General features: G+C 71.9%; 11 protein-coding genes. 4 read left to right on the top strand and 7 right to left on the bottom strand.

Annotated elements, in window-relative coordinates:
• The coding region (locus EHS43_RS25680) for a zinc-binding dehydrogenase (protein ID WP_125193130.1) at window positions 1-947 on the bottom strand (947 nt) is incomplete at its 3' end.
• Window positions 940-1,371 (bottom strand): tautomerase family protein, encoded by a 432-nt coding sequence (locus EHS43_RS25675; protein WP_125193129.1) that lies wholly within the window; start codon window positions 1,369-1,371, stop codon window positions 940-942. The genes EHS43_RS25680 and EHS43_RS25675, both read right to left, overlap by 8 nt.
• Before the next feature lie 80 nt (window positions 1,372-1,451).
• Between EHS43_RS25675 and EHS43_RS25670 the strand changes: the two genes are divergently transcribed.
• Window positions 1,452-2,036: a TetR/AcrR family transcriptional regulator gene (locus EHS43_RS25670; protein ID WP_125193128.1), complete on the top strand. Its 585-nt coding sequence runs from the start codon at window positions 1,452-1,454 to the stop codon at window positions 2,034-2,036.
• Between the two features lie 103 nt (window positions 2,037-2,139).
• Window positions 2,140-3,072 (top strand): alpha/beta hydrolase, encoded by a 933-nt coding sequence (locus tag EHS43_RS25665; protein ID WP_125193127.1) that lies wholly within the window; start codon window positions 2,140-2,142, stop codon window positions 3,070-3,072.
• 21 nt (window positions 3,073-3,093) lie between these two features.
• Here EHS43_RS25665 and EHS43_RS25660 read toward each other — a convergent pair whose 3' ends face one another.
• Entirely contained in the window at window positions 3,094-3,570 is a 477-nt protein-coding gene (locus EHS43_RS25660) for a tautomerase enzyme (RefSeq protein ID WP_125193126.1), read from the bottom strand.
• Window positions 3,571-3,747: 177 nt separating this feature from the next.
• A complete protein-coding gene (locus EHS43_RS25655) occupies window positions 3,748-4,443 on the bottom strand; it encodes an SDR family NAD(P)-dependent oxidoreductase (RefSeq protein WP_125193125.1) in 696 nt (231 codons plus the stop codon).
• 102 nt (window positions 4,444-4,545) lie between these two features.
• On the opposite strand from EHS43_RS25655, the gene EHS43_RS25650 reads away from it, so the two are divergent.
• Window positions 4,546-5,424 carry a helix-turn-helix domain-containing protein gene (locus EHS43_RS25650; RefSeq protein ID WP_125193124.1) on the top strand — a complete coding sequence of 293 codons (879 nt, stop codon included), beginning with the start codon at window positions 4,546-4,548 and terminating at the stop codon, window positions 5,422-5,424.
• A 97-nt stretch (window positions 5,425-5,521) separates the two neighbouring features.
• Here EHS43_RS25650 and EHS43_RS25645 read toward each other — a convergent pair whose 3' ends face one another.
• Window positions 5,522-7,591, bottom strand: coding sequence for a glycosyltransferase family 4 protein (locus EHS43_RS25645; RefSeq protein ID WP_185806405.1), 2,070 nt, complete (start codon window positions 7,589-7,591; stop codon window positions 5,522-5,524).
• A gap of 231 nt (window positions 7,592-7,822) precedes the next feature.
• Between EHS43_RS25645 and EHS43_RS25640 the strand changes: the two genes are divergently transcribed.
• A complete protein-coding gene (locus tag EHS43_RS25640; RefSeq protein ID WP_125193122.1) occupies window positions 7,823-9,160 on the top strand; it encodes a glycosyltransferase in 1,338 nt (445 codons plus the stop codon).
• Window positions 9,161-9,206: 46 nt separating this feature from the next.
• Here the strand turns inward: EHS43_RS25640 and EHS43_RS25635 are convergent, their stop codons facing one another.
• Both EHS43_RS25635 and EHS43_RS25630 read right to left on the bottom strand, forming a co-directional pair.
• Window positions 9,207-9,995 (bottom strand): YqjF family protein, encoded by a 789-nt coding sequence (locus EHS43_RS25635; protein ID WP_260470707.1) that lies wholly within the window; start codon window positions 9,993-9,995, stop codon window positions 9,207-9,209.
• Window positions 9,996-9,998: 3 nt separating this feature from the next.
• A complete protein-coding gene (locus tag EHS43_RS25630) occupies window positions 9,999-10,700 on the bottom strand; it encodes an SDR family NAD(P)-dependent oxidoreductase (protein ID WP_125193121.1) in 702 nt (233 codons plus the stop codon).
• Window positions 10,701-10,849: the final 149 nt, after the last annotated feature.

Raw genomic sequence — 10,849 nt, 5'->3', positions numbered from 1 at the left:
TCCCAGTCGAGGGCGTGGGAGACGACGCGTTCGGGGGCGACGGTGCCGGAGGCGGCGAGGCCGAGGGCGTCGGGGATGTGGGCGCGGACGTTGTCGCGGGCGATGCGCAGGGTGACACCGGTGAGGTACATGTCGAGCAGGGGCAGTTCGCCGGGGCGGAAGTGGTTGCCGGCCGACTCGCAGACGCCTTCGGGGGCGAGGGAGTTGACGGCCAGAGCGAGCTGGTCGACGCGGCCGGTGGCCTCGACGGCGAGGTCGAAGCCGTGCCGGACCGGTTCGAGGGTCTCGGCGGTGCGGACGCCGAAGCTCTCGGCGAGCTTGCGGTGTTCGGGGTAGGGGTCGACGTAGAGGACGTCGGAGGCGCCGAGGGCGCGGGCGATGTCGCAGACGTACAGGCCGATGCTGCCCCGGGCGACGATCAGGACCCTGGCTCCGGGCCGGGCCTTGAGGTGCGGGGCGACCAGGCGCCAGGACAGGGACCAGTTGTCGCTCGCCGAGGCCATGGCGACCGGGTCGAGACCGGACGGGAGCGGCACCAGCATGGCGTCCGCGTACGGGACGCGGACCAGGTCGGAGAAGAGCCCGCCCCAGCTGCCGCCGATGGGCGCGCCGTACATGGCCATGTGCGGCACCGAGGTGCAGTGCGCGGTCAGTCCCGTACGGCAGTGGTCGCAGGTGCCGCAGTTGATCGACCACGGCACGACCACCAGGTCACCGGGGGCCACGGTTGTGACGGCGTCGCCGGTCTCCATGACCCGGGCCACGCACTCGTGGCCGAGGGCGAACGGAGGGTCGAGGAAGCCGTGCCCGGCCAGGATCGCGGAGTCGACGTCGCAGGAGGTCGCGGCCACCGGGGCGACGATCGCCTCGCCGTCCGACCGGAGCTTCGGGTCGGGGGCTTCGCGCCATTCGACGGTCCGGTGGGCGATGTAGGTCAGTTCACGCATCGGCCCGCTGTCCCTTCGCCAGCGCGACCAGGTCGGCGTAGCGGACGACGGAGCCGCCCGCGCCCCAGGTGCCGCCGGGCTGCTCGTGGATGAGAACCCACACCCGCAGGGCGTCGTCCGGGGTGAGGCCGGCGGCGGCCAGAACCGTCGTCGTGGCGTCCTCGACCAGACCGGCCTTGCGCCGCTCGGACAGGGCCCCCTGCGGGACGGTGACCTCCACCAGGAAGCGCGGCGCCTCATCCTCCGCCGTGATCTGCGCGCCACCGGGGAGCTCTACCAGATAGCTCCACGCCTGGGCGCGGAAGAGGGCCGTGTCGGGCGCCCCTTCCCAGTGCAGTAGGGCGGTGGCGAGATCACGCTGAACGGTGGTGCGGCCCTCCTCGCTGAGGGCGTCGGCCGGGGCCGTCAAGCGGATCATGGGCATGGCAACTCCTATGACGTTCGTTATAGACGCGGTTCACGGTAGACTATGACGGTCGTTATAGCCAGAGGGGAAGTGTGCACGTGCCCAAGAGCAGCACTCCGTCGCGGGAGCGGATCGTGGCCGGCGCCGCCGACATGATCAGCCGGCGCGGACTGAGCGCTACGAGCATCCGGGAGATGGCCAAGCACGCCAAGGCGCCGCTCGGTTCGACCTACCACTACTTCCCCGAGGGCAAGCAGCAGCTGGCCACCGAGGCCGTCTGCTACACCGGCGAGTGGGTCGCGCGCAGTCTGCGCAAGGAATTGGAGGCGGGCCCGGCCGCGGGGCTGCGGGCCTTCCTCGCCCTGTGGCGGAAGATCGTCGTCGAGAGCGACTTCCACGCTGGCTGCCCCGTCCTGGCCGTGGCCATCGAGGAGCCACCGGCCGACGAGATCCCGCCCGCCCTGGCGGCCGCGGCGGAGGTCTTCGAGCAGTGGGAACTCCTGCTGGCCGACTCGCTGCGGGCACACGGCGCCGAGCCCGAGCAGGCCGCACAGCTCGCGACGCTCATCGTCGCGGCCGTCGAGGGCACGGTCGCCATGTGCCGCGCCCAGCGCAGCACGCGGCCACTCGACCGCACCGCCCAACAGCTGCAGGCCCTCATCGCGACGACCGTCACGGACTGAGCAAGGGGACGCGCAGGACACAGGTCGGCTCTCGATGGCCGCCGATCGGTAAGACGGTCACGCTCCGTTTCATCCTGTAACACCCAGAAAGGACCGTGCTGCCATGCCCGTAGATCCGGCCATCGTGGCCCTGATGGAGAAGTTCGGCCTGGGCGACCCGGAGCCCGCCACGCCCCCTACGCTCGCCGAGGCCCGCGAAGGTCTGCGCAAGCTGACGCTCGCGGCCGCGCCCAACCCGCCTATCGCGGTCGGCTCCGTCACCGATGACACCGTGGCCGGGATCCCGGTCCGCGTCTACCGGCCCCGACAGGCCGGGACCGCCGCGACGGTGGTGTTCTTCCACGGCGGCGGCTTCGTCGCAGGGGACCTGGACACCCACGACAGCATCTGCCGCCGCCTGTGCCGCGACGTCGAGGCAGTCGTCGTCAGTGTCGACTACCGACTCGCCCCCGAGCACCCCTTCCCCGCCACCTACGAGGACGCCCTGGCCGTATCACGCCACGTCGCCCAGCATCCCGAGTCCTTCGGCGGCGGTCCGCTGGCCCTCGCCGGGGACAGCGCCGGCGGCAACCTCGCCGCCTCGGTCGCCCTGGCGTTCCGCGACGATGGCACCCCCGTCGCCGCCCAGCTCCTCGTCTACCCCTGCGCCGACCTGAGCAGGGGGCCCGAATATCCCTCCCTGGCCGAGCACGCCCACGGCTACATGCTGACCGCATCCGACCTGGACATCTGCCTCAAGGCGTACATCAACGACGACCCCGCCCTGGCCAAGCAGTTCCCTCCGTCCCCACTGCGGGCCGATGATCACCGCGGTCTGGCACCTGCTGTCATCGGCCAGGGCGACAACGACGCCCTGCGCGACCTGACCCTGGCCTACGCCGACGTCCTGCGCGCGGCCGGGGTGACGCTACGCCTGCACCGCTACCCCGGACTGATCCACGCCTTCCTCCCCTTCGACACCCTTATCCCCTCCGTGGACGCTGCAGCCGGTGAGATCTACGCCGACTTCAAGAAGCTCATCACTGCCGCCGCGTAGGGGGCATGGGTGTGAGATCCGTCAGGCGCCGAGGTGGGCGCGGATGGCCTTGGCCTTCTCCTCGGTGAACACGCCGGTGTCGAGGAGGGGGAGAACGGACAGCACGCCGCCGCTAGAGCCCCAGCTGCCCTCGTCGATGACACGGAAGTTGACCCACCACGCGGGCGCCGGCTCGGCAAGCCCGCAAGCCTCGGCCATCGCGGCCAGGAGACGTTCGATGACCTCGGTCCTGACCTCCTGACGCCAGTCACCGTCCATGACCGCCACATCGATCACCATGACGTCGGCCTCCTGCCCGGCATCCACCAGGAGCCGCCCGCCGATCGCCATCATGTCGCTCTCGCTCTCGACGAAGTGCACCTGGAACCCGACCCGCGCGGGCGGAGCGAACTGCCCCACCTCGGGCACGAGCACCGCGTCCGTCAGGCTCTCGGCCAGCTTTCGGCGCTGCTCCAGGCTCAGGCGGCCCTTGGTGGTGTTCACGGTAATAACGGTCACAACAAACCTCCTATGACGACTGTTATAGAGCGAGATTACACCGGTCTATAACAGTCGTCATATCGACGTGCTGGGCCCGCCCGATCAAAGCTCCCGGCCGGTCGGCCGCGTCGCTGTCGCTGTCGCTGCCGAGGAGGAGTGGTGGACCGGCCGCCTTCCTCCGAACCGTGCGGGGCTTTACCAGGCCATCGCGCCGTGCCGGTCGCGGAAGGTCCCGGTCGGCCCGTCCACCCCGATGGTGGCGAGTTCGACGATCGCGTCGGTCCCTTCGGTCACTGTCTGCGGGCCGCTGTGACCGTTGAAGTCGGTCGCCGTGTAGCCGGGGTCGGCCGCGTTCACCTTCACGTCCGGCCAGGACTTCGCGTACTGCGTGGTCAGCATGGTCACGGCGGCCTTGGACGCCGTGTAGAGCGGCGCGACGGCCCGGCCCTCGACGCGCTCGGGGTCGTGGGTGGCCGCGAAGGAGCCCATGCCGCTCGACACGTTGACGATGACCGGGTTCGCGGACTTCCGCAGGAGGGGCAGGAACGCGTGCGTGACGCGGACGATCCCCACGACGTTGACCTCGAACACCGCGCCGGCGTCGGCGGCCGTGATCTGGTCGGCGGCGTTGTGGGTGCCGAAGACTCCCGCGTTGTTGATCAGGACGTCGATGCTCCCCTCACGGGCCCTGACGTCGGCGACGGCCGCGGTCACGGACGCGTCGTCGGTCACGTCGATCTGTACGAACCTGGCACCGAGCGCGTCGGCGGCCTCCTGGCCGCGCTGAGGATCGCGCGCGCCGACGATGACGGTGTGGCCTGCCTCGATCAGTCGGCGGGCGGTCTCGTATCCGAGGGACTTGTTGGCACCTGTGATGAATGTGGTCGTCATGCGTTCACTCTCGGCCGACGCCGAGAGGAGAGCCAGTGCCCTCTGCGACGGTAGGACTGCCGGTACCAGGCACAGCGGCCGTCCGGCGGACACAATGGCCGAGTGGACGAGACCCTTGGCACGGCACTGCGCCGCTGGCGCGACCGGCTTTCCCCCATAGACATCGGGCGGACCGCACGGCCCGGACGGCGTGCGGCGGGGCTGAGGCGCGAGGAGCTGGCCGAGCTCGCCGGACTCTCGGTCGACTATGTGGTGCGGCTCGAACAGGGGCGCGCCACAAACCCTTCGGCACAGGTCGTCGCGAGCCTGGCCAGAGCACTGCAGCTGGAACCCGAGGAGCGCGACTACGCGTACCGGCTGGCCGGCCTCCTGCCCCCGCACGACGGGGCGATCTCCACGCATGTTCCGGCGGGGGTCCAGCGGATGCTGGCTCGCCTCGGGGAGTTCCCCGTGGGCGTGTTCAGCGCCGACTGGACCTTGCTGTCCTGGACTCCGGCATGGGCGGCGCTGCTGGGCGACCCCAGCGGGCGGACACACGCGGAGCGGAACCTGGTGCGGGCGGTCTTCGCCTCGGGGCCCACCGGGCTCGCCGCCTGGCCCGTGCAGCAGGAAGGCGACACCCTGACCTCCGCCCTCGTGGCCGATCTGCGCACCGCTCTCGTCACCTATCCCCACGACCGTGGCCTGGTTGATCTCGTGGAGGAACTGCGCTCCACCAGCGCGGAGTTCGCCCGCCTCTGGGACGAGGGCGCGGTCGGTCTGCATGTCTCGGCCCGCAAAACCGTCGTGCACCCGCAGGTCGGCGAGGTGACGTGCGACTGCGATGTGCTCACCGTCCCGGGCTGCGACATCCGCCTCGTCGTCTACACCGTGGCCGCGGGCTCCCTCGATGCCGAAAGGCTGGAGTTCCTCCGGGTCACGAACGGAGCCGGCGCCGACGGGTCCCCCCGTCCGGGGCCCGGACTGTTCTCGGCGCCGTGACCACCCGACCGGCCAGACCCGTCAGGCGGCTCCAGCACCACGTACCACGGCTGGACCCAGCGGACGCCAGTGGAACCAACCTCATGAGATGGCACAGCTAGGGCCGCTGCAACGCGGCGTACTCGGCGGTGAGTTCGTTCGCCATGCGGGTCACCGAGAAGCGCTCCGCGACCAGGTTCCGGCCCGCCGTCGCGTACCGGCGGCGCTCGTCGTCGCCGATGTGCGCGAGGCGTCGTAGGCCGCGCATGAGTCCGGTCGGGCCGGAGGTGTCCATCAGGATTCCGTTCATCCCGTCGTGCAGGTAGTGGATGACGCCTCCGTTCCGCGGTCCTGCGGCGGGAAGGCCCGCCTCCATCGCCTCGAGTATCGCGATCCCGAACTCCTCCTTGGCGCTGGGGCACACGTACCAGCAGGGTGACTCCTGTGGGCGTGCTGCCAGGGCCCGTTGGAGACGGCGTACGTCGACGTTGGGCAGGGCGGGCAGCAGGGCGAACCGGCGGGATGCCTGCGGGAAACGGGCGAGCAGGGTGTCGATACGGCGCCGCATGTCCGTCTCGGCCTCCGTAGCGGTGTGCGGGCTGCCTCCGATGAGCACCAGCGTGCTGGTGCGGTATCCGCCGGTCTCCAGCCAGGCCCGCACCAGGAGGTCCTGCTGCTTGACGGGGTGAAGCCGGCCCACGGACAGCAGCAGCGGGAGATCGCGGTCCTCGGCGTCGAGAGCGTCGGGGCGTGCGCCGTCGTCGTAGAGGGCCGCGAGGGCCGCGCGCGGCCGGTCGTGCTCGTCGGGGGCGGCCCGGTAGGGGGCGATGCCCTCGGGTGGGGCGCTGGGCCCTTTGCCGCCGGCGAGGCGTGCCAGGTGGGGGAAGTAGCGGACGAGCTCCCCGGTTCCACCGCGACCGGGGATGCCTACAACCGTGTGGGCGCGCTCCACGAGGCGGTCGGCCACGAACACCCGGTGCAGTTCGTGCCGCAACGCCTGGGCGGCCGGCGGGTCGCCCTGGTCGCTGCCGGCGTGGCGTTCGGCGAGTCCGCGATGCGGGTCCGGGGTGGCTGTGAACATCGAGGCGGCTCCCAGCCGTTCGGCGGCGTCGGCGAGTGCAAGGCTCGCGTCGTCGGCGTACCGGACGTGCATGACATCCAGGGGCCGCGGCATGCTGCCCAGCAGCCGGACCGCCCACCAGGTCAGCGCGGTTCGATGGCGATGCGTCTGTGCCGGGACGGGGGACCGGGGCGTGTCGACGGGCAACTTCAGCACCCAGTGTCCGGTGCGACGTTCGACGGCCAGTCGGCCGTCGGCCGCGAGGTCCTCGTGTCCGGCCGTCACGACCGTGATCACACCGGCAATGCCCTCGGTCTCGGCGAGCGTGTCGCCGAGACCGCCGAGCAGGACAGCCATTCCCCCGCTGAGCCCCTGTCCCGGGGTGTCCAGGCCGCCGAGCAGCATGGTCTGCGCGACCAACCGGCCCTCCGGCTCGCCTTCTCGCGGCCCCAGCAAGGGCGTCGGCGGGTCCAGCAGCAGCCGCTCGTAGGTGTCCGAGGCCGCGGAGGGGGCCGGCAGATGGGCCGTACCGCCGGGGATGCGGTGCAGGTAGCGCCACGCGGCGTGACGTACGGCCCGGTCGGTGCTGCGCCCCGCGGGCGCGGCCTCGGCCGGTGTCAGGGGGGCGAGGCCGGTGGCCTCGGCGAGGTCCAGGAGATGACCGGTCGTGGGGGCGGACTCGGGCGTCTCGATGAGCGTCGCTCTCAGGGCTTCCTCCGCGTGGCGGTGGCCGTGCCAGCGCACGGTCTCCGGCCACAGCTCGGTCAGCACCGCCCACAGCCACGGGCCGCCGTCGCGGTGGACGAGCAGGGCTTCCGGGGTGAGCGGCACGCCGAGACGGGCGGCGCGTCGCAGGGCCGCCACGGCCGCGTCCTCGCGTCCGATGCCGAGCCCGTCACCGGGTGGCACGGCGCGGGGCCGTACCCCGTACTCGGCCTCCAGCAGCCGGACCAGGTCGGCCTGCGGGTGTCCGACGGCATCCCGCTCGTCGGTGTGCCCGCTCCAGCGGACACCGTTGAAGAAGGCGGTCCGGGCGGCCACCAGGAGGTCACGGTCCTGCGTGCCGACGGCGGCCCGTCGTCCCTCACTCTCGGTCGCACGGGTAGGTGCGAAGGCGGCGGCGGTCACGCGCTCTCCTGTCTCAGGAACTGCTTCAGGAACTGCTTCAGGACTTGTCTCAGGCTCTGTCTCAGGAACGGCTCTGACCTTGGTGATTCCCGCCGCGGCGGGCTCGCGGATGCACCGCGCCGACGTGGCGATCGTCATGCCGTGCGCACGGCATGGACGCGGCTAGGATGCGCTGGCCCCGGTCCGGGTGTACGGCGGGGCGGGCGCAGAACGTCTGGCCGAAGGGTTCGCATGCCGCGTGTCGTTGTCGTCAGTCCCCCGTTCCTGTCCCACGCCCAGCCCCTGGCGGTCCTGGCCGGTGCGCTGTGCGAGCGGGGCGCGGAGGTCCACTTCGCCTGTGCACCGGCGTTCGAGCACCTGGCACGACGGGCAGGGACACCTTTCGTACCGCTGCTCGTGAGCCGCAACGCCAACACCGGGGTGGCCGAGGCGACCCGGCAGGACGCGCGGGAGGCGGAGCGGCTGCGGGAGTTCCTCGACGCGACCAGGGAAGGCGCCGTCCCCGCGCTGCTCGCCCAGGCCCGGCATCGGCGCGCCGACATGCTCGCGGACCCCGAGGGCGTGCTGGAGGCGCTGCGCACGACGGACCGGCGCCTGCGGCCCGACTGGTACGTCGTCGACCAGCTCAGCTACCCGGTCACCCTGGCCCTGCATTGCCTGGGCCTGCCGTACGCGACGTTCTGCCCCGGGCATCCCAGCTATGTGCTGTCGGGACCCGACGCTTTGTTCGGTGTCCCGTACGCCTGGCCGGACGCCCTGCGCCCCGATCCGGAGGCTCTGGAGGAGCTGGCCGGGGCCGCCCGCGCCAACGACGAGGCCTTCACGGCCGTGTTCGCGGCCTTCGCACGCGAGCACGCGCCCACCCGGCCCGCTCCGGGCAGGGCCTTCGCCCTCAGCTCCGCGCACGCCGTCGTGCACGCCTATCCGGAGCTGCCGTGGCTGCCCGTACCGCCTCGTGGGCCCGCCCGGCTGTTCACGGGCCACATGGCCGCACCCGCGGAGGCGCTGGACGCGCAGTGGGAGGCGCGGCTCAAGGGGTTGCGCGGCGCTGCCGCGCGGGTCGTCCTGGTCGCGCTCGGCACGTTCCTGTCCGCGCGCGACGACGTCCTGCGCACCGTGGTCACGGGCGTACTGGAGGGACTTCCGGACACGGCCGTCGTGGTCGCGGCGGGTGAACGCACCGGGGCCCTGGCCGATCTGGCGGGCGACCGGGCCGTGGTGGTCCCCTCAGTGCCCCAGCAGGCGCTGCTGGAGCACGTGGACGCCATGGTGCATCACGGTGGCGGCAATTCCTTCACCGAGTGCTTGCGGGCGGGCGTGCCCGCGCTGGTGCTGCCGTTCTCCAGCGACCAGTTCTCGGTGGCCGCCGACGCTCAGCGCTCGGGCACGGGCGTGGTGCGCGACCCGAACACGCTGACCTCCGATGACGTGTCCACCGCGCTGCGGACCCTGTGGGCGGACGCAGACTCCCGTCTGCCCAGGTTGTCCGCCGCGGTACGGGAACGCGGGCCGGGCTGGGCCGCCGCAGAACTGCTCGCCGCGATGGACCGGAGCGGGGCCGGGGGCTGAGCTTTCTCCGTCGCGGACGCGGCCGCCCCTCACACACGAAGGACGCTCAGTCAGTCGGCAGACGCACAGGCGTGCCGAAGCGCACCGGGAGACCGGGGGAGTACAGCACGCTGACGGGCTCGCCCTGCGGCTTCGGCAGTCCCGCCGCCGGGATCAGACCGTCCTCCCAGTCCAGGAGGGTGCAGGCGCGGAAGTTCCAGGCCGGGTGTGCGTTGGGGAGGTAGTAGGTGCGTCCGCCGAGGCGTTCGTGCAGTCCCCAACGGCAGGTGAGGAAGTCCTCCAGGGGCCCGGGGGTCACGGGCGTGTCCTCGATGTCCAGCCACGCCCTTGCTCCGGAGCGGCCGTCACCGCGGCGGGTGGTCGTGTACAGCAGCCGATTGTCGAACCACCGGGTGCTGATGCGCGACCACTGGTAGGGCAGCCCGAAACCGGCGCGTGCCGTCAGGACCGGCAGCAGTCTGTCGCAGTCGAGCGAGCGGAACACCACCCCGCGGCGGCCCAGAGAGTCGCGGCTGTAGAGGCGCACGTTGACCTCTCCGAACGTGCCCAGGTAGGGGAGGGGCGGCATCCTGCCGAACGCGAGGTTCTCCATGCGGAAGAAGACCAACCCCACGTAGGTCCGGCCCTGGTGGAGGTCGGGCACGGTGCCGGCGGGCAGCAGCCCGGCGACCCGGAACGGATCGGCGGGCCAGTGCAGAAACACGAGGTCACGCCAGTGCTGGCGGAACAGCACCCGTCGCAGCGGCCTGGGGGGCAGCCGGGTCACGTCCTCGGCCGAGCGGTGCCAGGCAGCGCGGCGGGCCGGCGGGGTGGAGGCAGCGCGTCTTGCCGGCATGACCTACCTGACCACTTCGAGCGGGGCGGCGGTGCCGGGCCGGATCAGGCGGGCACCGTCGGCCAGGGCTGTGACGACCGCGCTCACCGCTTCCTCGACAGGCAGTCCCGGTGCCGACCTCGGTGGCTCACCCTGTAGGGCCCGGTCGGCGAAACCCGTGTCCATGTGTGGGAGGTTGATCTCCAGCACGCTCACACCTCGGCGCCGCTGTTCCCGGCGGACCGCGGTGAGCCAGGCGGCAAGTGCGGCCTTGGCCGCGGCGTAGTCCGCCATCCGGGCCGGAGCCGCCTCGGCGACCACACCGGTGACGGCGGCGAGGACCCCTCCGGCGTCGACTCGTGGCGCGGCGGCCCGCAGGAACGCCATGGGGGCGAGAGCGTTGACCGCGGCCACATGTTCGGCGACCGCATCGCTCACATCGGGGGCCGGGCCGAACGCGGCGACACCGACGCACACCACGACACCGTCCAGGCCGCCCAACTCGCTCAGGGCCCATTCGACGGTCTGCGCGCAGGCGTCGAGATCCCAGGCGTCGAAGGTCCTGGCGGGCGCGCCTGCACAGGCCGCCGACACCCGAGCGAGCCTGTCGGCGTCGCGGCCTGCGAGTGCCGGGCGGGCTCCGAGGGCATGCAGGCGGGTGACCAGGGCTGCACCGATCCGCCCGGTGGCACCGGGGACCAGGATGCGAGCGCCACGCATCTCCATGCCGCACCTCCAACGACTCCCACGACGACGGTGATCGTTCGTCTCGTGTCTGCTTCCGTGGCCGGCGGCTGACCGGATGCAGTTCACGCATAAGGACTTGGCGACCCATGGAGGGGCAGTTGGTGTGCTGGGCGGGGTGTGAGCTGTGG

Source organism: Streptomyces sp. RP5T, assembly GCF_003933965.1.
Taxonomy (GTDB): Bacteria; Actinomycetota; Actinomycetes; order Streptomycetales; family Streptomycetaceae; genus Streptomyces.
Note: the sequence above shows the minus strand (reverse complement) of the source record. Positions and strands in the feature narration are given on the sequence as shown.

Bases quoted from the DNA above. Each gene is read 5' to 3' on its own strand.
- EHS43_RS25675 (WP_125193129.1), bottom strand. From the start codon at position 1,371: ATGCCCATGATCCGCTTGACGGCCCCGGCCGACGCCCTCAGCGAGGAG.
- EHS43_RS25665 (WP_125193127.1), top strand. From the start codon at position 2,140: ATGCCCGTAGATCCGGCCATCGTGGCCCTGATGGAGAAGTTCGGCCTG.
- EHS43_RS25655 (WP_125193125.1), bottom strand. From the start codon at position 4,443: ATGACGACCACATTCATCACAGGTGCCAACAAGTCCCTCGGATACGAG.
- EHS43_RS25640 (WP_125193122.1), top strand. From the start codon at position 7,823: ATGCCGCGTGTCGTTGTCGTCAGTCCCCCGTTCCTGTCCCACGCCCAG.
- EHS43_RS25635 (WP_260470707.1), bottom strand. From the start codon at position 9,995: ATGCCGGCAAGACGCGCTGCCTCCACCCCGCCGGCCCGCCGCGCTGCC.
- EHS43_RS25630 (WP_125193121.1), bottom strand. From the start codon at position 10,700: ATGGAGATGCGTGGCGCTCGCATCCTGGTCCCCGGTGCCACCGGGCGG.